The organism is Polaromonas sp. (assembly GCF_049790275.1).
Classification (GTDB): domain Bacteria; phylum Pseudomonadota; class Gammaproteobacteria; order Burkholderiales; family Burkholderiaceae_C; genus Polaromonas.
The window spans coordinates 1-23642 of sequence record NZ_JBAQYR010000007.1; the positions used below are offsets into that span (position 1 = coordinate 1).

Annotated in this window: 15 protein-coding genes and 1 pseudogene; 14 read left to right on the forward strand and 2 right to left on the reverse strand. The window is 61.5% G+C overall.

The window, feature by feature from the left end; genetic code table 11:
- Nucleotides 1-144: 144 nt before the first annotated feature.
- The gene (locus WA904_RS01025) at nt 145-531 is read right to left on the reverse strand and encodes a hypothetical protein (RefSeq protein ID WP_425195274.1); all 387 of its coding nucleotides are present in this window, start codon (nt 529-531) and stop codon (nt 145-147) included.
- Nucleotides 532-1044: 513 nt separating this feature from the next.
- On the opposite strand from WA904_RS01025, the gene WA904_RS01030 reads away from it, so the two are divergent.
- Together WA904_RS01030 and WA904_RS01035 are read left to right on the forward strand one after the other, a co-directional pair.
- Nucleotides 1045-2754: a ShlB/FhaC/HecB family hemolysin secretion/activation protein gene (locus tag WA904_RS01030; protein WP_425195275.1), complete on the forward strand. Its 1710-nt coding sequence runs from the start codon at nt 1045-1047 to the stop codon at nt 2752-2754.
- A gap of 39 nt (nt 2755-2793) precedes the next feature.
- Nucleotides 2794-8577 carry a beta strand repeat-containing protein gene (locus WA904_RS01035; protein ID WP_425195276.1) on the forward strand — a complete coding sequence of 1928 codons (5784 nt, stop codon included), beginning with the start codon at nt 2794-2796 and terminating at the stop codon, nt 8575-8577.
- A gap of 76 nt (nt 8578-8653) precedes the next feature.
- Here WA904_RS01035 and WA904_RS01040 read toward each other — a convergent pair whose 3' ends face one another.
- Nucleotides 8654-9208, reverse strand: a complete 555-nt coding sequence (locus tag WA904_RS01040) for a C40 family peptidase (protein WP_425195277.1) — start codon at nt 9206-9208, stop codon at nt 8654-8656.
- 256 nt (nt 9209-9464) lie between these two features.
- Between WA904_RS01040 and WA904_RS01045 the strand changes: the two genes are divergently transcribed.
- From WA904_RS01045 to WA904_RS01100, 12 genes and pseudogenes are all read left to right on the forward strand, one after another.
- Complete coding sequence (locus tag WA904_RS01045) at nt 9465-10583, forward strand: PQQ-dependent sugar dehydrogenase (RefSeq protein WP_425195278.1); 1119 nt, start codon at nt 9465-9467, stop codon at nt 10581-10583.
- A 78-nt stretch (nt 10584-10661) separates the two neighbouring features.
- Nucleotides 10662-11516 carry an archaetidylserine decarboxylase gene (gene asd / locus WA904_RS01050; protein WP_425195279.1) on the forward strand — a complete coding sequence of 285 codons (855 nt, stop codon included), beginning with the start codon at nt 10662-10664 and terminating at the stop codon, nt 11514-11516.
- Between the two features lie 388 nt (nt 11517-11904).
- Nucleotides 11905-12219: a hypothetical protein gene (locus tag WA904_RS01055; RefSeq protein ID WP_425195280.1), complete on the forward strand. Its 315-nt coding sequence runs from the start codon at nt 11905-11907 to the stop codon at nt 12217-12219.
- A gap of 283 nt (nt 12220-12502) precedes the next feature.
- Nucleotides 12503-17410, forward strand: coding sequence for a HAMP domain-containing protein (locus WA904_RS01060; protein ID WP_425195281.1), 4908 nt, complete (start codon nt 12503-12505; stop codon nt 17408-17410).
- Entirely contained in the window at nt 17395-19581 is a 2187-nt protein-coding gene (locus WA904_RS01065) for a response regulator (RefSeq protein WP_425195282.1), read from the forward strand. The genes WA904_RS01060 and WA904_RS01065 overlap by 16 nt, the downstream gene beginning before the upstream one ends.
- A gap of 40 nt (nt 19582-19621) precedes the next feature.
- The gene (locus WA904_RS01070; RefSeq protein WP_425195283.1) at nt 19622-20071 is read left to right on the forward strand and encodes a hypothetical protein; all 450 of its coding nucleotides are present in this window, start codon (nt 19622-19624) and stop codon (nt 20069-20071) included.
- 2 nt (nt 20072-20073) lie between these two features.
- A complete protein-coding gene (locus WA904_RS01075) occupies nt 20074-20331 on the forward strand; it encodes a DUF5985 family protein (protein ID WP_425195284.1) in 258 nt (85 codons plus the stop codon).
- 3 nt (nt 20332-20334) lie between these two features.
- Nucleotides 20335-20601 carry a DUF5985 family protein gene (locus WA904_RS01080; protein WP_425195285.1) on the forward strand — a complete coding sequence of 89 codons (267 nt, stop codon included), beginning with the start codon at nt 20335-20337 and terminating at the stop codon, nt 20599-20601.
- A 207-nt stretch (nt 20602-20808) separates the two neighbouring features.
- Entirely contained in the window at nt 20809-21258 is a 450-nt protein-coding gene (locus tag WA904_RS01085; protein WP_425195286.1) for a response regulator, read from the forward strand.
- Nucleotides 21259-21340: 82 nt separating this feature from the next.
- On the forward strand, nt 21341-22144 hold the full coding sequence (locus WA904_RS01090) for an MlaE family ABC transporter permease (RefSeq protein ID WP_425195287.1): 804 nt from the start codon (nt 21341-21343) through the stop codon (nt 22142-22144).
- A 32-nt stretch (nt 22145-22176) separates the two neighbouring features.
- Nucleotides 22177-23181: an MlaD family protein gene (locus WA904_RS01095; protein WP_425195288.1), complete on the forward strand. Its 1005-nt coding sequence runs from the start codon at nt 22177-22179 to the stop codon at nt 23179-23181.
- Nucleotides 23178-23642 (forward strand): annotated as a pseudogene (locus tag WA904_RS01100) (hypothetical protein); the annotation flags it as partial. The gene WA904_RS01095 and the pseudogene WA904_RS01100, both read left to right, overlap by 4 nt.

The window sequence follows — 23642 nt, forward strand, 5'->3', positions numbered from 1 at the left end:
TCGCAAAGTAACGCAGGATTTGACGCACTTTTGCTTCGCTGAGTTTGGAGCGTCTGAAATACCGATTTTTCTGAATCACCATAGGAACTTAGCTCATCTGTTGATGAACTTTGCTTCCTAAGCCCCTTAATTAATAGCATAACTTCAGGGCCTGCTCAAGGCGCGGATCATCTCCGCAGCCAGCAGCAGGCGCCGGGGAATGCGGTCAATCAACACAAACTCTTCCTCCGAAGAGTGATAGTTGCCGCCGGGCAAACCAAAACCTTCAACAACCGGCTTGCCTGATTGCGAAGCCCACACGGCGTCGGTGCCGCCGCAGGTGCGTGGCACCAGTTCGAGCTTGCCACCTGGTGTCGCATAAATTTCCTGCGCCATACCGGCCAGCCTGCGGCCTTCGTCAGAGGCGTTGTAGGCAGGGAAGCCGAGGCCATCCTGCACGCTGATGCTGGACGAAGCGAACTTCTGGCGATTGACCAACTGGCGCGCGGCCTGATGCAGTGTCTCGAAGGTGGTCGCATCTGGTACGCGCACGTCTGTGGACGCGCAGGCTTCGCTGGGCCGAATCGGCGAGATGAGTTTGGCGGAATTACGCTGCCCCAGGCGCTCCCGGCATCGTTGTCATGGCATGAAGCGCAGGCTGGATTGAACCGGCCGACACGCGCGCATGAAGCTTTGCTCGACTTACCAGGAAAACGGTTCCGGTCAGCGATCGGGCGGATGACGCGGGAAGTCGCTCGACGGGCCGGGATTCTTTACCCAAAAAATATGGAGAACAAGGATTAAACCGGAGGTAGCAAAAACAGTTTCGTCATGCCAGCGTCTTTAAAACCGAAGAACGAACAATGTAAGAAATAAGAATTCAATTGACTCGAGAAACGCAAAAAACAGCAAAGACCCTGAGGGGAATTAATCACTTTCATCGCGCGATTTTTCATTTCACAATTCGTTACCGTGAAGTAATTCACAAAAAAAAAGAGCCCGTCTTCACCCTGTGCAAGGCTGCCTCACCGACTCACCAGGCTTGATTTTTGTCAGGACGGAGCCATGAAGCGTAAGGATTGTGTTGATCCGCAAGGGCATGTGCGGACTCTGGTGGTTGCCTTTGCCGCCTGTGTTTCACCAGCCTTTCTCACCGCGCAGCCGGCGCCTTCAACCGCCGACCCCGGCCTGCTTCGGGACCGTTTCGATTTCCAGCCGCCACCCGATACCGCGCCGGCCCCTGTAGAGCGGCAGGACGAACGGCCCGAGGTACTGCCGGACTCGCTGAGGGCCATCCGGGTAACGCTCAACACCATTCACATCGAAAGTAAAACCGTGCTGCCCGGCGGCGTGCTGCAGGCACATGCCGACAGCTACACCGGGCGCGAAATCACGGGCAGCGACATCCTGGCGCTCGCGTCTTCGCTGACGGCGATGTACCGCAATGCCGGCTACATCCTTTCCCTGGTGGTGGTCCCTCCGCAATCGCTGGCCGATGGCTCGCTCACCTTGCGCGTGATTGAAGGTTATATAGACCGGGTCAACGTTCAGGCCGGAGAAGACCTCAGCCCGAACGTCAGTGCCAGGCTTGCAGAAATTGGCGAAAAAATCAGGGCGTCACGGCCATTGCAGGCATCTGTTCTGGAGCGCTACCTCCTGATTGCCAATGACTTCCCCGGCATTGAACTGCGCAGCGTGCTCACGCCTTCGCGCGCACCAGCTGCCGCCGACCTGACGCTGATTGCCAAGGTGAAAACCTTCGAGGGTTTCGCGGCGCTGGACAACTACGGTTCCAGGTATCTCGGCCCAGGCCAGCTCACTGTGGGACTGACCGGCAACCAGCTGCTGGGGGTCAATGACCAGTGGCGGGTGATCGGCGTGGACACCGGCAATTCTGAAATGTCCTACGCGCAGTTTTCTTACAGCCAGGTCATCACCACCGAGGGACTCAAGCTTTCGGGCACTGTATCGCGTGCCCGTACGCAGCCGGGGGACGTCCTGCTGCCCTTTGATGTTCGCGGCAGCGCCGACACTTTTTCGCTGTCCATGAGTTACCCCCTGCTCAGGTCACGCAACGAAAGCGTGGTCGCGCGCGCCAGCTACGACCACTCCGATGTCCAGACTGACATCCTGGGCACACGTGTGATTGAAGACAGGATACGGGCGCTGCGTCTGGGCCTGAGCTGGCGGGTGCTGGACCGGATGGACGGGCAGAACACGCTGGAGCTTGACTTCAGCCAGGGACTGGGCGGGACCGACGAGTCCGATCTGCTCAAGAGCCGGGCTGGTGCCAAAGGCCTGTTCAACAAGCTGGTGTTCGACTATGAGCGTGTCCAGTTCTTCAGCGCCAGCACGAGCCTGCTCTTCGGCGTGGGTGGCCAATGGGCGAACACGCCGCTGCTTTCCTCGGAACAGTACGCGATCGGTGGCCGCCGCTTTGGGCGTGGTTATGAACCGGCAGAACTGGTGGGCGAACGTGCGCTGGCTTTTCGCATCGAGCCGCGTTACTCGGGCGCATTGAGCGCGTCGGGCTTCAAGGCGTACCAGGCCTATGGCTTTTATGACATCGGCAAGGTCTGGAGGCAGGGCGCCCCCACCCCCGGTGTGCCGGGCAGCCAGAGCCTGGCTTCGGCAGGAGTGGGCGTGCGCCTCTTCCTGGAAAAAAACGCGATGGCCAGCCTCGAAGCGGCGCTGCCACTGACCAAGACCGTTGCGAGCCAGCGCAGCAGTGCCCGGGACGCCCGCCTGCTGGGCTCGCTGCTGTTGCGGTTCTGATTTTTTGTGCAAACGCATTCACGTGAATTGAGGTGCTCCATGAAAACCACCTTTCCGAAATCCACCCTGTACCACCGAGGGAAAAAGTCTTCGTCGTTCGTGTTGAAGGCCTTGCCTTCGGCCTTGGTGCTGATTTTTTCGCAGCCTGGCTGGGCAGATCCGCCGATCAACGCGGGTGGGGCGGCGTCGGGCTTGCCCACGAATGGCGTTGCGGCCGTCCCGGGAAGCGTCACTCACTCGGTTGGCAGCAACCAGCTCACCATCACCCAACTCACGGATAAGGCGGTGATCGACTGGGCATCATTCAATATCGACGCTGGGAAAACGGTACATTTTGCCCAGCCCAGTGCGGGTGCAATATTGAACAGGGTGCGTGGCGGTAGCGATCCCTCGCAGATATTCGGTACCTTGTCGGCAACAGGTACTGTCATGCTAATGAATCCCAATGGGGTGATGTTCGGGCAGGGTTCGGTCGTCAATGTCGGTTCCCTCATTGCCACGACGGGCACAGTCGATGAAAACAACTTCAGCAAAACCAGCGCGCAGATCACCGGCGCGACGAGGGGGGTGATCACCAACCAGGGCAGCATCACCGCCTCGGCAGGCGGGTTGGTGGCTCTTGTCGCGCCCTCCGTGATCAACCAGGGAGTGATCTCCGCTACCGGTGGCACCATCGCGTTGCTTGGATCCTCGGCTACCACCATCTCACTGAACAACGGTTTGTACGAATTCGCCATACCCGGCGGCGCGACAGGCGCCGAGGTGACCAATGCCGCCGGCGCCAGCCTGAACGCCGCAAATATCCACCTCGGCGTGGGGGATGCGGCCAACCTGCTGTCCGGCGTGATCAACCTCGAGGGGGTGCAGCAGGCGACTAATGCCATTGTTGTCAGCGGCGGTACCGTGGAACTCAAGTCGGCGTTGCAGGCGCCCAATATCAGTGGCAATTCGACCACCGTGAATGTTTCCAGTGGCGCGCGCATCCAGGATGCCGTCAAGATCGCCAAAACCGGTACGCCGGGGGCGGGCGGTACGGTCAATGTCGGCGCTGGCACCTACGCCGAACAGGTCGTCCTCAACAAGGCCAACATGACGTTGAAAGGCATGAATGGGGCCAACATTAACGTAATGGAAGGGCAAACCGGTGTTGATATCACCGCCAACGGTGTGACGCTTGAGGGTATGCAGATCACGGGGCCGTATAGCCAGAATTTCACGACGGTCAATTGGAACGCCGTACCAACAACAACCGGCATCAGCGTGGGGGTAGACGTTTCCGGCGCTCGCATACACAACAACAGCATCAAGAATGTCCGGACCGGCGTACAGGTGCTGGATCGTGCCGCCGTTGAAATCACCGGAAACACCTTCGACAACACCAAGGGCTCGATCCTTGTGCGTTCCGACAACGTGACGATGTCGGGGAATGCACGGGGCCCGTCTGGCAACGAGTGGGATATCGTGTTTTTGAACCACGTGACCAATGGCGCTTACTTTACGTCTCCGCATGTCAACCAGACGGATTATGGAAGCGGGATGATGGCCATGTCTCGCGCCAATGGAGACATGCACATCCTGGATCGTCGCTATGGCTCCAACGGGCTTTTGGGCTCGACGCCGCAGTTCGGAAACCGCTCCCACATTGTTGTCAGTGCAGGCTCGAACTACACCGCGACAGATGACTTCAATCTCGGTAATGGACTCGGCAATGCCCGCCAGCCCCTGGGGTTCATTAACGACGGCATCAATGCAGTTGTTTCGGGTGGGGTTGTTGAAGTCAAAGCCGGGACTTACGCCGAGAACGTCAACATCAACAAGGCGCTGGTCCTGGACGGCGCGGGCATGGAGCAAACCATTCTGAAGGCACCGACGGCGAGCGGCAGCGCGGTGACCATCACCGGGGCTTCGGATGTCACGCTTTCCGACCTGGCGATTGCTGACTCCGATAACGGGCTGTTCATCAGCGGCACGTCAAACAACGTGACAGTCAACCATGTTGCATTCAACAACAACAGATCTGGCATGCGCACCGGCACGGCCACCAAGGCGGACAATTTCCGCATGCGGAACAGCACGATTACCGGTGGGCAGATTGGGGTGCAAACTTATAACGGTTACGAGATGGTCGGCGGTGTCCCGGTCGCCACCGGTTCGTTCGCAAATGCATTGTTCGAAAATGTCACCATCGATGGCCCCACTTACAAGGGCTTCTATTTCGAAACGGCAAATAACCTCACGCTCAAGGACGTCACCATCACCAATGCCGGCAACTATGGCGCGCCCATTACTTCAGTAGATCAACATATGAAGTATGGGGCGGCCATAGATGTCAATCTGAAATACGACGCCTTCGACGCAGTAACCCTGCAGAATGTGGTGGTCAAAAATTCAGGGCACAGCTCAGGCAATGACACAAGTGCCGCCGTTGTGATCAAGACGCGTGGAGTCCCCGGGGACGATCCTCGTTATGTTGCTGCACCGGCAAGCCTGCAATCGGTCAACATCATCGGCGGCAGTATTGAGGGATCGTCGGACGATGGTGTCAGGGGCACGGGCATCCGCTTCGAAACCCTCAGTAACGGCAGTGGCGGCCAGCCGGTGGTGTCGATTAGCGGCGGAACCCAATTCAAGAACAACGGAAAAGATATCGTGGTCGACAAAACCAATGTCGATGCCAGGGGGGCCGTCTTCGTGGGCGCAGCCAATGGCTTTGCCGTCGAAGACCGCGTGACTCACGCGCTGGACAGCGCCACCCGCGGACTGGTGACCTGGGAGGCCGGAAATGTTTATGTCACGCAAAACAGCGGAAGCATCCAGCGCGGCGTGAATGCCGTGGTGACGGGTGGTACGGTCAATGTCGCCGCCGGCTCTTATGTCCAGCCGGCGACGCTCCTGGTCAACAAGAGCCTGACGCTGGCCGGTGCCAGCCAGGGCGATACCACTATCGATGCACGCGGCGTCAACGGCTATGGCATTCAGGTGACTGCGGACGATGTGACGCTGAGGGATTTCACGCTGTACGGTCCCACGGCCAATATCGACTCCGCTTACGGCATCAAAGTCGCACCTTCCGGTAACGACGCCTCTGCGCGGTTGCGCAACTTTTCAATTCGCGACGTAACAATCCGCGGATCGGGCAAGGCGGAACTGGATCTCAACGGCGTGGATGGTGCCACGATCAACCGCGTGACAGCCGATGGCGCGCCGGTCGGCAACGATGCCGGCACCACAGCGGGGGCAGGCATCCAGTTGACCGACAGTGCCAATGTCACGATCAGCAATTCAACCACCCGAAACAATGCGTGGGGCGGCCTGGCGCTTTATCAGGCGAATCGCTCTTACGACCAGCAGGTCAACAACATCGCGGTTGCGGGCAACAACACCTTCACCGAACGCAATCCGGTTTATATGCAGGACGAGTCGGCAAGCCGCGACTTCGGGGCGCTCAATATTGCAGGTTTCGACTACGCGGTACGCAACAGCTCTTCGACCAACAGCAACCATCAGTACACCTGGCTGCAGGCCTCGCGGCAGAACGCCTTTGATTTAGCAGTAAACATCGGCGCCCCGGCGTCGAGTTATGTCCAGGGCTGGAATGGCGCGCTCACCACGCAGAACTTCCATGTTGGCACCGGCAGCCTGCTTGGAGGCGGCACCCAGGCCATGTCCATCGGCACGGCAGTCAATGTCGTGAATCCGGGCGGCACCATCAATGTGGGGGCAGGCACGTTTGCCGAGAACGTCAACATCACCAAAGCGCTGACCCTGGAGGGCGCAGGCGCCGGGCAATCGGTCATTGCACCCACGGCCGGCGACGGCGTGACAGTGAGCGGCAATATCGGTGCAAGCTCTGAAGTCCTCATTGGCGGCTTCACCTTCCGCAATGCGCCAGCTTCAGGCATACGGGTCGCGAACAACACGGTTCTCAACAGACTGACGGTTCGGAACAGCGACTTCCTTCACAACGGGAAATTCGGCTTCTTCGCCGATGGCTCGGCGACGGCAGGCATTCCGGGACTTCAGAATGTTTCGCTTCTCAATAGCACGTTCACCGGCAATGGCGCGCCCTACACAAGCGCGACCTCGCTAGGCCAGGGTGACATCAACTTCAACTATTACAACGGCAACGCAACGCTGAAGGATCTGCGAATAACCGGCGAGACCGAATTCGTTGGGATCCAGTTCCGCGGTTACCACGACAACGTTGCGAGTGGAGGTGTTCATGATGCCGGCAGACTTGAGTTCGACAACGTTACCATTGAAGGGAGCTTCCGCCGTCCGAGTGGCAGCGCGGGAACCTGGGATCCGCAGGGCCCGGGCGATGCGGTTCACCTGCTTGAGTACGGGTCAGTCGCCAACGTATCTTTCAACAATGTTGTCATTAATCCGTCGGTGGGCCACGGCATGTTCCTGGAAGGCCTTGGCTCTGCACTGGACATTGGCAATACCCGCTTTGGTGCCCCCGATAACGCGACCTCTGGCACAAGCAGCAGCCTGACACAGTCGCGGAATATCTACGCGGGTTCCAATGACCGGAACAACGTGAAAACCAATGTCAATGCCACGCGTGCCCGCTTCACCGGCGCCGCCAATGGCTTTGCCATCGAAGATCGCGTGCACCACGCGCTCGACGTCACGGGGCTTGGTGTGGTCAGCTGGGAGGCAGGCAATCTTTACGTCACGCAGGCCAGCGGAAGCATCCAGCGCGGTGTCGATGCGGCGGGCATTGGCGATACCGTCAATGTTGCCAATGCCAGCTTCGCAGAAAACGTCGCGGTCAACGCTCGCCGCAACTTGGCCTTCAACGACACGCGCCTGCAGAGCTTGACGCTGGGCAGCGGCGCGGCGGGATCAGGGATCGGCGGCGCGGTGACTGCCGAGGGCGCCGGAGGGTTTGATTTTCACAAAGATGCACCCATCCGGCTTTTGAGCGACACCACCTTGGCGACCACCGGCGCCGACATCAGAATCAACGGCGACATTCAGAACAACGGCGAGGTAGCGCGCGGCTTGCGTCTAATCGCCGGTTCCGGAGGAGCGCGTGGCAATGTGCATCTGGCCACAGGTGGCACTGCAAGCAACCGGCTTGGCCAGTTTGACGTGACGGCCAATGCGTTCGATCTCTCCAGCACCCTCTGGGTAAAAGCCTACACGATTGATGCCTTGGGAGATGTCGCGCTGAGCGGCCACACCTTGAACACCGATACCGCCAGCAGCCTGCGCGCAGGTGGCAACGTGACCGGGGCGACTCATGGCCTGAGCAAGGTGGAAGTCACCAGTGGAAAGAGCATGAATGTCGAAATCAGTGGCGTTGACGTGGTCGCGCGGGCCCAGGAGACCATGCAGGCCATTGTCAAGGCGTCGAATTCAGCAACCATGGCGGCAGAAACCATCAAGGCTGACGTGACCGCGCCGGTGGTGACTGCCGCAGCCGTACAGGAAGTGCAAATATCCGGTTCGTCGCAGAACCTCACCATTGATGCGCCCAAGGGAAGCGTCAGTGGCAGCTTCGGGCAGGTCTCCAACACGGGCAGCGGTCTGGTTAATGTCAATGGCAAGCCGCAGGGCAATCAGACCCTGTCCAGCAACAGCGAAAACAACCGCGTCGTACCTGCGGGAGAAGTTGGGTCAGGAGACGAGTCAGGTGTTCGGGTGGCAAAGGTGGGCAGCCCGGTCGCTCAAAGGGAGGGCGATGTCAGCCTGAGCATGCCCGAAGCGGCGGGTGACGCCATTGACAGCGGCCAGGCTGTCGAGCTCGATCTCTCGCCACGCAAGGCAAAGGACACCAAAGAAGAAAAGAGCAGCGAGAAGGAAGAGCAATAGACCGGAAGATCGGAGCGGACCACCGCTTCAGTCGCCGGCACGTGGGGTGCCAGGAACGGTTCTGGCCAGGTGCGGCTTATTCGCCGTGGGCAGCGTTAGCCTGCTGCTCCTGGTTTTGCACGCGGCGGGCACCGTCGAAGCGGCGGGCCCAGTAGGCGACACCCATGCTTTCGACCCGCACTTCGGCGCCCGGTTTGGGCGCGTGGATGAATTTGCCGTCGCCGACATAAATACCGACATGGCTGAAAGCCCGCTTCATGGTGTTGAAAAACACCAGATCGCCGGGCTGCAACTCGTTTTTGTCGATGTTCTGGGTGGCGGCGGCTTGCTGCTCGGCGCGGCGCGGCAGCACCAGCCCCACCGTCTGTTCGTAAATAGCCTTCACAAAACCACTGCAGTCCACGCCGGTTTCTGCAGAGTTTCCGCCGCGCCGGTAAGGAACGCCGAGAAAACCCATCGCGGTGACCACCAGCTCGGAGGCTTTGTGGCCGACGGAATGACGTACCTGGTCAATCTTGTTGAGCAGGCCCCTGTCGGCCAGGAATTTGTCCATGTCGTCACCGGACTGGCCTGGCGCAGCTTGCACACTGGCGGCAAGCAGCAGGCTGGTGAGGAGCAGGAAGTTGCGCATGGCCGCTAGGGTAATTGAAGGTCCTGTCCTACGTCAAGCTAAAGTTTTTTCTAGATTCCGCTGTTAAGCCATTGATTGGTAACGAGATAAAGCAAAAATTTGAGACTTGGGATAGCTCGCCGGCAAAACCCGTCAGACCTGCGGTGGCAAGCCGGAGCTGGCATATTGGTTCCGCGTATTTCCCGGCCAGCGGGTTTTTCGCCTTGATTTGGAGTCAAAGATGCCTTCAGCCCTTATGTATCAGGCGAGAACAGCTATGTTTTTGATAGCTTTTGCAGGTATTTTCAGCGCGAACCTGACGCAGGCTCAGGGGGTGCGCCCGGAAACCGTGGCCACTCAGCTGGAACACCCTTGGGCTGTTGCGTTTTTGCCGCAGGGGCGTTTTCTGGTGACCGAGCGGCCGGGCCGGATGCGTGTCATCGAGGCAGACGGCAGGCCCGGGACACCGCTGCGTGGCCTGCCGGCGATTGACGCCGGCGGGCAGGGCGGTTTGCTGGATGTGGTGACCGATGCCGGTTTTACCGGGAACCGCAGGATTTACTTCTGTTACTCCGAGCCGGCGGCCTCGGGCAGCGGCAACAGCACGGCGCTGGCACGCGCCACCCTGTCGGCCGACAACAGCCGGCTTGAAGATGTGCAGGTGATCTTCAGCCAGAAGCCCAAGTTTTCCAGCAGCGCGCACTTTGGCTGCCGCATTGTCGAGGGCCAGAAGGACGGCAAATCCGACGGCACCCTGTTCCTGACTCTGGGCGACCGCTATTCGCGCATGCAGGATGCGCAAAAACTGGACAACCACCATGGCAAGGTGGTCCGTATCAACAAGGACGGCACCGTCCCCAAGGACAACCCCTTTGTCGGCCGGGCCGGGGCCTTGCCCGAAATCTGGAGTTATGGCCACCGCAACATGCAGGGCGCAACCCTGGCGCCCGACGGCACTTACTGGACCCACGAGCACGGCCCGCAGGGCGGCGACGAAATCAACCTGCCGCAGCCGGGCCGCAACTACGGCTGGCCGGTCGTCACCCACGGCGAGAACTACGGCGGCGGCAAGGTGGGCGAGGGCATCACGGCCAGAACCGGCATGGAACAGCCGTTGCACTATTGGGTACCGTCGATCGCCCCCTCGGGCATGGCATTTTTGACCAGCGACAAGTACGGCAAGGCCTGGCAGGGCAACCTCTTCGTTGGCTCGCTGAAGTTCGGCTACCTGGACCGCATGGAACTGGCCGAGCCATTCAGGGGCAAGGTACTGCGCGAGCACAGGCTGCTCGAGGGCGGTGGCCGCATTCGCGATGTGCGGCAGGGGCCGGACGGGTTGCTCTACGTGCTGACCGACAGCCCGCAGGGGCGTCTGCTGCGGCTGCAACCGCAGTAGGCGGGACATGGGCGTCATCGGGAAGCCTTGCACTGCCTCGATAGAATGGCTGATTTCCCCGACAAAGAGTGAGCCTGCGTGTCCGAAAGATCCGAAGTCCTGTTGCAATATCTTTTGCCCAAAAAGGCGATCACCGAGTTCGGCAGCCATATTGCCTCCATGCGGGGCGGTGCCATAACGACACGCATCATCCGCTGGTTCATCGGCAAATACGGCGTCAACATGGCCGAGGCGGCCAATCCGGACATCAGCAGCTACGCCACCTTCAATGATTTTTTCACCCGTGCGCTCCGGCCGGGCGCGCGACCCCTGGCCGAGGCTGACCTGATCTGCCCGGTGGATGGCGCGATCAGCCAGTTCGGCAGGATCGAAGGAGACCAGATTTTCCAGGCGAAGGGTCACTACTACAGCACCAGGGCCCTGGTCGGCGGGGACGAGGATCTGGCAGCCAGGTTCGAGGGTGGCAGTTTCGCAACGATTTACCTCAGCCCCAAGGACTATCACCGCATCCACATGCCAGCCGACGGGCGCCTGGTACGCATGATTTACGTGCCGGGTGAGCTGTTTTCAGTCAACCCGGCCACGGCACGTGGCGTGCCCGGGCTGTTTGCTCGCAATGAGCGGGTTGTCTGTGTCTTTGAGTCGGCGCGCGGGCCGTTTGTCCTGGTCCTGGTCGGTGCCACCATCGTCGGCAGCATGGCGACCGTGTGGCACGGCGTGGTCAACCCGCCCCGCAGCAAACAGGTGCGCGAATGGCACTATGCGGGGTCAACGTCTGCTGACCTCAAGCAGGGCAACGAGATGGGCCGGTTTTTACTCGGCTCCACCGTGGTGATGCTGTTCCCCTCGGGCGCCTGCCGGTTCAACCCGGCCTGGGCGCCGAAAGCGGCGGTCCGGCTCGGTGACATGATGGCGAATTGCCCGCCCCAGTGAACCGCGTCTTGCCGGTGCCAAGGCAGAAATGCTATCAATAGCATAGCTGATTTCGCCCACGAATAAAGGGCTGCAGGCATTTTTGGCTGTATGACGGGGATCCCGGCTGCCTGTCCTGACTATCTGGCCGAACCTACCTCGACTTCGTCTTCGTCCTACACGCAGGGCCGGCGCCAACGCTTAGCTTCACCGTTGCCGGGTCGCGCAACTGGGCAGGGCTGGCGGCGCCTTTTTGTAGCTTCCCATTTTTGTATCGCGCGCTGGCACGCGAATTTGACGGAAAAAAACGGCCACGAATCGCACGACATTTTTACATTTTGCAATCGGATTTTTGCGCTCGCGAATGGATCTTGCTTCGTAAACTAGTTTTCCTGAAACGAGGAACACCATGGACTACAGCATCCAGTTGATGGATAAAAAGAAGTTTTCAGCGGAGGAGTGCCGCCTCATCGAACAGCGTTACAACCAGGCCCTGGTTCAGCAACTGGGGAGCTCTGCCGAGGTGGCCCGTTCGCGCCGCGCTTGGGTGCAAGCCAAGACACGCCAGGATGAAATGGCCGGTGCAGATATTTCGCTCGAGGAAAAGCAGGCCATCGTGTATTGGGAGCGTGCCGAAACCGCTGCACGCCTGCTCGCCCTCGAGGGCTACACCGGTGCGCTGGAAGATCTCTATATCGATGTCAGGGTGGAGTCCGCGCCTTAGGGTGAGCAGTCCTTCGCGGGAGTTGCACGCCACCGTTTCAGCACTTCGGCGCGGCCTGAGCTGTCCGTGTAAAGGCTTTTTTTATCCGGAGAAAAACTTCCAAATATAGAACGGCGGCCCGGCCCATTTTGTAGTCCTTTTTCCATAGTTGCGTAGTCTGCTGGCCCGTGCCAACAGCGTCCCGTTTTCTCCTGAAAAAAACGTGTGTTTCTGTTGCCTCCCCCTGTCCCGGGCGGTAAATTCTCGAGCGTTAGCAGACTAACCACTAAAAAGGGACACTGCCATGGAGGCATTAGCAAGACTGCCCTTGATCGAGCGTGATACCGAACTCAAGACCTTGCTCAAAGCCCTCAGTGCTTTGCGCCGTGGAGATCCCAAAGCCAGTTTGCCCACCGATTGGGACGGTCTGTACGGCAAGGTGGCCGCAGAGTTCAACCAGCTGGCTGCCGTCAGCTGTAGCACCGCTGCCAGGCTGAAAGGCCTCAGGACCCGCAGGACCACAAGCCGGCGCCCCTCGCCTTTGTCGGAGGAACCACGCCTGACGGGTTTCTGGCAGGACAGCCTCACCGCTATCGACAGCGCCTGTGCGGAGGCTGACGCCGCCGCGGAGCAGAACAGGATATTCCTGACGGCGCTGGTTGCGCTGCGCAAGGGCGACGCCAGGGCGGCCTTGCCGCTGGACTGGACCGGTCTTCCCGGCAAGCTGGCCGATGCCTTCAATGACGTGGTCGCTGAAAACGTGCGCATGGCCGAGGAACTGGCACGTCTGAGCCGCGTGGTCGGCAAGCAGGGAAAACTCCGGGAGAGAGCGCGTGTTCCCAATGCCAGCGGGTTCTGGCGCGAGTCGGCCGAGTCCATCAATTCACTGATTGCCGATCTGGTGCATCCGACCAGCGAGGTCGCGCGCGTGATCGGTGCTGTGGCGCAGGGCGACCTGTCCAAAAGCATGGCGCTGGAGGCAGAAGGCCGCGCCCTCGAAGGCGAGTTTTTGCGCACGGCGATGATCATCAACAAGATGGTGGAGCAGCTCGGTACCTTCTCCGCCGAGGTCACACGGGTCGCGCGCGAGGTGGGTACCGAAGGCAAGCTCGGTGGCCAGGCCGATGTGCAGGGCGTGGCGGGTACCTGGAAGGATTTGACCGACTCGGTCAACTCCATGGGTTCCAACCTGACGGCGCAGGTGCGCAACATTGCCGAGGTGACGACCGCTGTGGCAGCAGGCGATTTGTCCAAGAAGATCACGGTGGACGTGAAGGGCGAAATTCTCGAACTCAAGAACACCAACAACACCATGGTGGACCAGCTGCGGTCTTTCGCGTCCGAGGTGACGCGGGTGGCGCGCGAAGTCGGTACCGAAGGCAAGCTGGGCGGCCAGGCCGATGTGCAGGGTGTGGCGGGCACCTGGAAGGACCTGACCGACTCGGTCAACTCCATGGGTTCCAACCTGACCGGCCAGGTACGCAATATTGCCGAGGTGACCAAAGCGGTGGCGGCGGGTGACCTTTCCAAGAAGATCACGGTGGACGTGAAGGGCGAGATTCTCGAACTCAAGAACACCATCAACACCATGGTGGACCAGCTGCGGTCTTTCGCTTCCGAAGTGACGCGGGTCGCGCGCGAGGTGGGCACCGAAGGCAAGCTCGGTGGCCAGGCCGATGTGCAGGGTGTGGCCGGTACCTGGAAAGACCTGACCGACAACGTGAACTTCATGGCCGGCAACCTGACCAGCCAGGTGCGCAACATTGCCGACGTGACCAAGGCGGTGGCGGCGGGTGACCTGTCCAAGAAGATCACGGTGGACGTGAAAGGCGAAATTCTCGAACTCAAGAACACCATCAACACCATGGTGGACCAGCTGCGTTCTTTCGCGTCCGAGGTGACACGCGTCGCGCGCGAGGTGGGCACCGAAGGCAAGCTGGGCGGCCAGGCCGATGTGCAGGGTGTGGCCGGCACGTGGAAGGACCTGACCGACAACGTGAACTTCATGGCCGGCAACCTGACCAGCCAGGTGCGCGGCATTGCGCGCGTGGTGACTGCCGTGGCCAACGGCGACCTGGGGCGCAAGCTGACGGTGGAGGCCAAAGGCGAGATTGCTGCATTAGCGGACACCATCAACGGCATGACGGACACGCTGGCGACTTTTGCCGACCAGGTGACAACGGTGGCCCGCGAAGTGGGTGTGGAGGGCAAGCTGGGCGGGCAGGCCAAGGTGCCGGGTGCCTCGGGCACGTGGAAGGGCCTGACGGAAAACGTCAACCAGCTCGCGGCCAACCTGACAACCCAGGTGCGGGCGATTGCCGAGGTGGCCACCGCCGTGACGCAGGGCGACCTGACCCGCTCCATCACGGTGGAAGCGCTGGGCGAGGTGGCGGCGCTGAAGGACACGATCAACGAGATGATCCGCAACCTCAAGGACACGACCCAGGTCAACACCGAGCAGGACTGGCTCAAGACCAATCTGGCCAAGTTCAGCCGCATGCTGCAGGGCCAGAAAGACCTGGTGGCAGTGGGCCACCTGATCCTTTCGGAGCTGGCCCCCGTCGTCGGCGCGCAGCAGGCGGAGTTCTATGTGCTGCGCTACACCCAGGACAAGCCGCGCCTGCGCCTCATGGCCAGCTACGCCTCGGAAGGCCAGGGGGCTTATGGCAAGGAGGTCGACATGGGCCAGGGCCTGGTGGGCCAATGCGCCTACGACAAGCAGAAAATCCTGCTCACCTCGTCCATGCCCGACAGCCTGAAAATTTCATCCGGCCTGACCGAAGTGGCGCCGCTGAACATCCTGGTACTGCCGATTATTTTCGAGGGTCAGGTCAGGGGGGTGGTGGAGCTGGCATCGCTCGAACGTTTCAACCCTGCGCACCAGGCGTTCCTGGACCAGTTGACGGAAAGTATCGGCATCGTGATCAACACGATCGAGGCCAACATGCGCACCGAGGACCTGCTCACACAGTCCCAGTCCCTGGCGCAGGAACTGCAGAGCCGCCAGCAGGAACTGCAGCAGACCAACGAGGAGCTGCAGGAGAAAGCCAGGTTGCTGGCGCACCAGAACCATGAGGTCGAGCGCAAGAACCAGGAGGTCGAGCAGGCGCGCCAGGCACTGGAGGAAAAGGCCAAGCAGCTCTCGCTGACCTCGAAATACAAATCCGAGTTTCTGGCCAACATGTCGCACGAGCTGCGCACCCCGCTGAACAGCCTGCTGATCCTGTCCGACCAGCTTTGCAAGAACCAGGAGGGCAACCTTCGGCCCAAGCAGGTTGAATTTGCCAAGACTATCCACTCATCGGGCAACGACCTGCTGATGCTCATCAACGACATTCTCGACCTGTCCAAGATCGAGTCGGGTACCGTGGTGGTTGATATCAGCGAGATCCGCCTGTCCGATCTCCAGCAGTATGTGGAGCGCACTTTCCGCCATGTAGCCGAAGCGAAAAATGTCGAGTTCCTGATCACCACCGGCGCGGAGCTTCCCACGTCCATGATCACCGACCTGAAGCGGCTGCAGCAGATCCTCAAGAACCTGCTGTCCAACGCCTTCAAGTTCACGCACCAGGGGCATGTGGCGCTTTCCATTGAAGAGGCTTACTCGGGCTGGAGTCCGGACCACGACGAACTCAATCGCGCCCAGCAGGTCATTGCCTTCACCGTCAGCGACACCGGTATCGGCATTTCGTCCGACAAGCAGCAGATCATCTTCGAGGCCTTCCAGCAGGCCGACGGATCTACCTCCCGCAAATACGGCGGTACCGGCCTGGGCCTGGCCATCAGCCGCGAACTCTCCAGGCTGCTGGGCGGCGAAATCCGGCTGTCCAGCGCGCCCGGCGAGGGGAGCAGCTTTGTGCTCTACCTGCCGTTCAATTTTTCGACCACGCGCGCTGTGCGCAAGCTCGCCACGCTGGCCGAGCCCCGAGGTGGCATCCCGGAGCTGCTGGCCAGGCCCGTCATGCTGCCCGAGCCGGGGGAAGAGCTGGTCATGCCGATGGACGAGGCACTGGATGACCGCCAGAATATCCAGCCCGGCGACCAGGTGTTGCTGATCGTCGAGAACGACCTGGCTTTCGCCGGTTTCCTGCTCGACGCGGCGCGGGACAAGGGCTTCAAGGGCCTGGTCACGTCGCGGGGCGCCGGCGCGCTGACACTGGCCACCCAGTTCATGCCCTCAGCCATCACGCTGGACATGTACCTGCCCGACATGGATGGCTGGCGTGTGCTGGACAGGCTGAAACAGGACATGGGGGTGCGGCATATCCCTGTGTGTGTGATCTCCACCGACGACTCCATGGAGCGGGCCTTCCGCTCCGGTGCCTTTGCATTTGTCGGCAAGCCGATTGCTGAAAAGGAGATCCTCGATCACATGCTGGAGCAGCTGCATAGTTACGTCACCCAGGCCGACAGGAATGTGCTGCTGCATCTGCGCGACACGGATATCTCCGCACAGGTCAGCGCCTACCTAGAGGATGAGCATGTCAGCACCGTGACGGCCGCGACGGGACGTGAAGTGGTCGAGCTGCTCAACACTGGCGACTTCGACTGCCTGATCACAGATGAACCGTCGATGGAGGAGGGGTTGGTCCCCTGGTGCGAAGTCCTGGCCACGCGGCCCTCGCTCGGGCCCTTGCCGCTGGTGGTCTACCGTGACGGGCTCATTGACGGAGAGGAGTCCCACGCCTGGCACGTCCGGGGCGAGGTCAACGTGCGCGAGGCACGCTCGCTGCCCAAGCTGCTGGACCTCGCGGTCCACGCGCTTCATGTCAATCCGGCCCGCCTTTCCGGGCAGAAACATGCCGTGCTGAAGAACCTGCACGAGTCCAACAAGTCACTGGCCGGAAAGCGTGTGCTTATCGTGGACGATGACATGCGCAACATCTTCGCGCTGGCTACCGTGCTGGAAGAAGAGGCCATGGACATCGTCTGGGCGGACAACGGGCGCGACGCGATAGCGCGGGTGGCTGCTGATCCCGAGATCAAGCTGGTCCTGATGGACATCATGATGCCCGAGATGGACGGCATGGCCACCATGCAGGCCATCCGCAAGCTGCCGGCCGGCAAGAACCTGCCCATGATTGCCGTCACAGCCAAGGCCATGAAAGGCGACCGGGAAAAATGCATAGAAGCCGGCGCCTGGGATTACCTGTCCAAGCCAGTCAACACCGAGGACCTGCTGGCGGTACTGCGCGCATGGTTGCCCCAATGAATGCCGTGCTTTCACCGGCGGTACTGCCGCACGGCGACAGCGAAGGCAAGGCCAATATCCTGGTGGTCGATGACCTGTCGGAAAAACACGTGGTGTTCGGCAGTGTCCTCGAGGAGCTCAACCAGAATGTGGTGCATGCCCGCTCGGGCAAGGAGGCCTTGCGGCTGATCCTGAAAATGGAGTTCGCGGTCATTCTGCTGGACGTCAACATGCCCGACATCGACGGCCTGGAAACCGCCAAACTGATCAGGCAGTACAAGAAGACCTCGCAAACGCCCCTGCTGTTCATCACTGCCTATGTCGATGAACTGCAGACCATCCAGGGTTATGCCCTGGGTGCCGTGGACTACATCTCCACCCCTGTCGTTCCCGAAATCCTGCGCTCCAAAGTCAGGGTGTTTGTTGACCTGTACCGCATGAACCGGCAGCTTCAGGCCCAGATGGCCGAGCGCGAAGCATTGGCCCGTTCGGAAGTGGCCCGTTTCGCGGCGGAGGAGGCCATCCGTCGGGCCAATTACCTGTCCGAGGCGAGTCGCCTGTTGTCGCGCTCGCTCAACACCGACGATACGGTTCGCACGCTGCTCCAGATAGCGCTGCCTGCGCTGGCCGACCTGGCAGCGGTGGCGCTCGTGGATGGCCAGGGGGAACTCAGCTGCACCGCGATCCAGGATTCGGTGCAGGCCCTGCCGGCGGTTGACGGGGCTGTCCTGACACAGCGGCGCAAGCCGCATCCGCTGGCGGCGCAGGCCATACGCTCGGCCATGTCTTCCCGGCAGATAGAACTGGTGTCGCCTCTGGTGGTATGGGAAAAGCGGGGCGCTGCAACGCGCGGCGAACGCGCGCAGCCCTTGCCGGAAAACATCGAACAGACGGCGGTCTGCCCCCTCTTTGTCGGGGACCAGCCCCTGGGAGCCCTGCTGCTGTTTGGCCAACGCAGGCAGTTCGAATGCACCCGGTTGTCCCTGATCAATGAGGTGGTCAGCAGGGCTGCCATCGCGATGGAAAACGCGCGGCTTTACACGCTGGTGCAGGAGGCCGACGCGCGGAAAAATGAATTTCTCGCCATGCTGGCCCACGAATTGCGCAATCCGCTGGCGCCCATCAGCAATGCGGTGCGCATCCTGCACGGCATCACGCTGCAGGAGCCCACCCTGGTCTGGGCCCGTGATGTGATCGGGCGCCAGGTGGACCACATGTCCCGCATGGTCGATGACCTGCTGGATGTTTCGCGAATCGCGCGTGGCAAGGTCAGCGTGAAGACGGAGCTGCTGGCCCTGGCGACGCTCTTTGACCGGGCCGTGGAAGCGAGCGAGCCGTTCATCACGGCTCGTGAGCAGCAGCTTTCGCTCGAGCTGCCCAAGGAACTCATTGTCGTCGACGGCGACATGGTGCGGCTGTCCCAGGTGCTCTCCAATCTGCTCAACAACGCTTCGAAGTTCACGCCGCCGCGCGGACGGATCTGCCTGGCTGCCGCGCTGACGGGGCAGGAGCTGCGGATTTCGGTGAAGGACAACGGCCAGGGCATCGCGCCGGACTTTTTGCCGCACATGTTCGACCTGTTTGCTCAGGGTGACCAGGCGCTGGACCGGCCCCATGGCGGCCTGGGCATCGGGCTGACGCTGGTCAAGCATCTGGTAGAACTCCATGGCGGAAAAGTTCACGCGTTCAGCGAAGGGCCGGAGCAGGGCGCAGAGATATCCGTGTACCTGCCGGCGCGTGTAGCCACCAAGGCAGACCTTCCGCTGGCACCGGCCAGACCGGCCGCCACTGTTTTGCGTCCAGTCGGGTCGGTGCGTGTCCTGGTGGTGGACGACTTGCTGGCCTCGGCCGATACCATGAAGGTGTTGCTGGAGTCGGAAGGGTATGTGGCAAGGATCGCCACCGACGGCGAATCAGCGCTGGCGATAGCCAGGCAGTTCATGCCCGCCGTGGTCATTCTGGACATCGGCCTGCCGGGGATGAACGGTTTTGAGGTGGCGCAGCAGTTGCGCAAGCTCCCCCAGACCCAGGACGCCCTGTTGATCGCACTGACGGGTTACGGCGAGGCCGAAAGCCGGCTGCGTTCACAGAAGGCCGGCTTTGACCACCATGTCGTCAAGCCGGCCGACATCGACCACCTTTTGTCCGTCATCAGCCAGGCCGCGCGGCGCGGGGACGGGTTCGCGAGATGACCCTGGTCTCCTGCCGCGACGGGGCGGACACGAGCGAGTGATGACATCGAAGCCGCCGGAGCAGCCAGATTCCGCATCGGCCGCCGCTTCCGGAGTCGCCGCAGTCCTGCCCGACGACGTCCGGCGTTTTCTGCTGGCCAGTGTCAGCTCCATTCCTTATCTGGAGGCCTTGCTGCTGCTGCGCAGCCAGCCCGAGACGCAGTGGTCTGCCCGGCAGGTGGCGCAGCGGTTGTATGTGAACGAAAAAAGGGCGCAGGAGCTGCTGGCTGAACTGGAGGACGCCGGCGTGGTTGGAAAAACCCTGCCGGACGGGTCGCAATTTCGCTACCAGCCGGCTTCAGGGGAACTGCGCCAGATGCTCGATGGCCTCGCGGAGGTCTATGCGCATCACCTGGTCGAGGTGACCCACCTGATTCATTCCAGAGGCGACAAACGGGAACAACGGGCCCAGAAGTTTGCAGATGCCTTCCGCTGGCGAAAGGATGCCTGAACATGGCTGTACTGATCTATTCCCTGTGTGCGTTGACCTCGGTCGCGTGCGCCTGGCTGTCGCTGCGCGGATACCGCCGGTCCGGCTATCGGCTGCTTTTCTGGAGCGGCCTGTGTTTCCTGGGGTTGTCGGTCAACAATGTCCTGCTGGTCGTGGACAAACTGGTGCTGCCCATGGTCGATCTGACCCTGTGGCGCCTCGTTGCCGCGCTGGCGGCTGTTGTGCTCATGCTGTTCGGCCTGATCTGGGAAGAGGAGTAAGCCATGGTCCATGACATGCTGGCGGGTGCCATTGCGCTGGGTTCCCTGGCGGTGGGCCTGTTTTTTTTCCGGTACTGGTACACCAGCCGGGACCGCTTTTTTCTCTACTTTGCCCTGTCTTTCTGGATAGAAGGCCTCAGCCGCATCCACATGGGCCTCAACAGCGACATTCCCGAGGATGTTCCGGTGTACTACATGATCCGCATCCTCAGCTACGGACTGATCCTGCTGGCCATCTGGGAGAAGAACCGGCCGGATGCCGGGCCCTGACACGCCCTGCCGCAGGTGCTCATCAGACCCGCCTGATGGCACGGATGACGGCTTGTCCTACATCAGCTTGATGCCGAAAGCGGTTGTACACGGGCGGGCTCCTGCCTAAACTGGCGGCTGTTCCAGCTTTTGACGGGTTGCCATGGTAAACAAGTACGCCTACCGCACGCTGCGGCCTGGTGTTGCGCCGGCCCGGCAGATACGGGCATGAACAGGGTTTCCGGATCGGACGGCAGGGCGGGGCGTCGGTCCCTGAAGGTGTTTGTCATCGAGGATGATGCGGTCCTGAGAAGCCTGATCCTCGATGCCCTGCGCGAGATACCCGGGGTTGATGTGCTGTTTTATGCCGACAACGAGGTTTCCGCGACGAACTGGCTGTCGTCCAACGACAGCGCCTGGGACCTCGCGGTGGTTGACCTGCACCTGAAGCAGGGCAGCGGCGTGGGGGCGCTCAACTGGTGCACCACGCGCCGGCCCGACCAGCATGTGGTGGTGCTGAGCGGACAGCTGAGCGAGACGATACGCCGCCAATGCATGGCGCTGGGGGCGGAGGCTGTTTTCGACAAGGCGACCGAGATGGAGGATTTTCTGGCCTACTGCCGCGCACTGGTGGAACGGCCTGCGGCGGCACGGGCTTCGATGCCGCACATGCCCTAAACTTTGAGGCGTCGCCGCCGCTCTGGTGGCGACCCACGGACACGGAAGATCACACGCATGAGCGCACAGTTATCATGACCGCATGACTCCCCTGCCTGGCCGGCCGGGCACGCTGGCAGAAATGAACCTCAAAGCGCGGAACTGGCTGGTGGGCTGGTGGCGCCTGGTCCATCTCGGCGCGCTGATCCTCGTACTGGCCCTTTCCCCATCCAGCTACGGCCGCGACAACCGCCGGGTGCTGGCGCGCCACATCTATCTCAACACCGCGCCCAACCTGCTGGGCTTCACGCTCATGTGCGCGCTGATCACGGTGGTCATCACGCGCATTGTGATCGTCACCGCGCTCAGCTATGGCCTGTCGCAGTACGCGTTGCAGGTGGTGATCCGTGTGCTGGTGCTGGAGCTGATCCCGCTGACGGCCGCCATGTTTGTCGCGCTGCGCTGCGCCATCGCCAGCGGTGTCGAGTTGTCGCAGCTGCGCCAGCAGGGCGTGCTCGATGCCTTGCAGCAGCGTGGCCTGGACCCGGTGCGCCAGGAAGTGCTGCCGCGTGTGACGGCAGGGATTTTTTCCACCGTGACGCTGGCCGCGCTGAGCTGCGTGGTGGCGCTCGTGATGGCTTACCTGGCCAGCTACGGTTTCACGCTGTCCGGCGTGGCGGTGTACACCCGGCTCTTCGGCCAGGTGTTCAACCCCGACGTGACCCTGATTTTTGCGCTGAAAACCCTCTTCTTCAGCCTGGCCGTGTCGCTGATCCCCATGGCTTCGGCCCTGTACGACACGGCAGAGCAGCGTTTTCGCGCCAGTGCCGAGCTGCGCATGCTGGTCCGCATGTTTGCCGTCATCCTGGTCATCGAAGTGGTGTCCCTGGTGGGAAACTACTACTGACAGCCGCTTCCAACCATGAACCTGTACAAACCATGAGCGAACCCCAGCAAGCTCCTCCGTCCGCCCCTCCGGGAACGCCGCCGCCCGGCGATCCCGTGGCCATGCCACCTGTGGCCAACCTCGAGTTCAAGGCGCTGCTGCTGCTGGTCTTCATGACCTTGCTGGTGGTGGGTTCGGCGCTCTACCTGCTTTATGCGCGCGGCGCGTTTGAGGCCACGCAGAAACTGGTGCTGCTGTCTGACGACTCCGAAGGTGTGGTGGTCGGCATGGACATGACGTTTGCGGGTTTCCCGATCGGCCGCGTGCGCCGTATCGAACTGGCCGAGGACGGCAAGGCCCGCATCATTGTGGATGTGCCGACCAGGGACGCGCACTGGCTGCGCACCTCCAGCGTGTTCACGCTGGTGCGCGGCCTGGTGGGCAGCACCAACATCCGCGCCTACACCGGCATGCTGAAAGACCCGCCACTACCCGACGGCGCAGTGCGCGAGGTGCTGCGCGGCGACACCGCTGCCGAGGTGCCCAAGCTGGTGGCTGCCGCCAAGGAACTGCTGGAAAACCTCAACAACCTGACGGCCAGCGAAGGTGCGGTCGGCGCCAGCATGGGCAATATGCAGAAGCTGACGGAAAGGCTCAATGGCCCGGGCGGCGCGTTGAGCGTGCTGCTGGGCAATGACGCAGAAGCCAAAAAGCTGCTCGCCACGCTGGGCCGCACCAATGCGCTTCTGACCAAGCTCGATGGCCTGGCCGCCAAGACCGACACCCAGGTGTTCGGCGCCAATGGCGTGATGCCCGAAGCCCGCGCTACCGTGGTGCAGCTCAACACCCTGCTCGGCGAAGCGCGGACCAGCCTGAAAAAAGTCGATGCGGTGCTGGTCGATGCGCAGGCCGTGGGCGCCAATGCACGGGCCGCCACCGACGACCTGGGAGCGCTGCGCGCCGAGGTCGAGTCCAGCCTGCGCAAGGTGGACGGCCTGATCAACGAGATCAACCGCAAGTGGCCGTTTGCCCGCGACACGGAGATCAAACTGCCATGAGTTCATTTTCAAGCGTCCTGTCTGTCCTGGCCTTGCTGTCGCTGGCCGCATGCAGCAGCGGCCCGAAAGCTCCCGACTGGCAAATGGAAGCCAAAAATTCGATGGAGCGCGCCGTCGCCGCTTACCTGGAGGGCAATACCCGTGTCGAGGCGATGGAGTTCGGCCGTGCGCGCAGCGAACTCTCCAGCACCGGCCGCACCGACCTGGTGGCGCGCGCCGAACTCCTGCGCTGTGCCAGCCGCGTCGCCAGCCTGGTGCTAGAGCCCTGCGCCGGGTTTGAGCCGCTGCGGCCCGATGCGCCGGCCGCGGAGCGCGCTTATGCCGATTACCTCGAAGGGCGCCTGCAGCCTCAGGACATCGCCTTGCTGCCCGCATCGCAGCGTGCCGCTGCCGCGGCCGGTGCAGATGTGGCGGCGGTGAAGGGCATCGCCGATCCGCTGTCGCAACTGGTGGCTGCCGGC

What these genes read in the sequence shown, in the direction of transcription:
- WA904_RS01030 (WP_425195275.1), top strand. Translation starts at nt 1,045, where the DNA reads ATGAAGCGTAAGGATTGTGTTGATCCGCAAGGGCATGTGCGGACTCTG.
- WA904_RS01035 (WP_425195276.1), top strand. Translation starts at nt 2,794, where the DNA reads ATGAAAACCACCTTTCCGAAATCCACCCTGTACCACCGAGGGAAAAAG.
- WA904_RS01040 (WP_425195277.1), bottom strand. Translation starts at nt 9,208, where the DNA reads ATGCGCAACTTCCTGCTCCTCACCAGCCTGCTGCTTGCCGCCAGTGTG.
- WA904_RS01045 (WP_425195278.1), top strand. Translation starts at nt 9,465, where the DNA reads ATGTTTTTGATAGCTTTTGCAGGTATTTTCAGCGCGAACCTGACGCAG.
- WA904_RS01055 (WP_425195280.1), top strand. Translation starts at nt 11,905, where the DNA reads ATGGACTACAGCATCCAGTTGATGGATAAAAAGAAGTTTTCAGCGGAG.
- WA904_RS01060 (WP_425195281.1), top strand. Translation starts at nt 12,503, where the DNA reads ATGGAGGCATTAGCAAGACTGCCCTTGATCGAGCGTGATACCGAACTC.
- WA904_RS01065 (WP_425195282.1), top strand. Translation starts at nt 17,395, where the DNA reads ATGGTTGCCCCAATGAATGCCGTGCTTTCACCGGCGGTACTGCCGCAC.
- WA904_RS01070 (WP_425195283.1), top strand. Translation starts at nt 19,622, where the DNA reads ATGACATCGAAGCCGCCGGAGCAGCCAGATTCCGCATCGGCCGCCGCT.
- WA904_RS01075 (WP_425195284.1), top strand. Translation starts at nt 20,074, where the DNA reads ATGGCTGTACTGATCTATTCCCTGTGTGCGTTGACCTCGGTCGCGTGC.
- WA904_RS01080 (WP_425195285.1), top strand. Translation starts at nt 20,335, where the DNA reads ATGGTCCATGACATGCTGGCGGGTGCCATTGCGCTGGGTTCCCTGGCG.
- WA904_RS01085 (WP_425195286.1), top strand. Translation starts at nt 20,809, where the DNA reads ATGAACAGGGTTTCCGGATCGGACGGCAGGGCGGGGCGTCGGTCCCTG.
- WA904_RS01090 (WP_425195287.1), top strand. Translation starts at nt 21,341, where the DNA reads ATGACTCCCCTGCCTGGCCGGCCGGGCACGCTGGCAGAAATGAACCTC.
- WA904_RS01095 (WP_425195288.1), top strand. Translation starts at nt 22,177, where the DNA reads ATGAGCGAACCCCAGCAAGCTCCTCCGTCCGCCCCTCCGGGAACGCCG.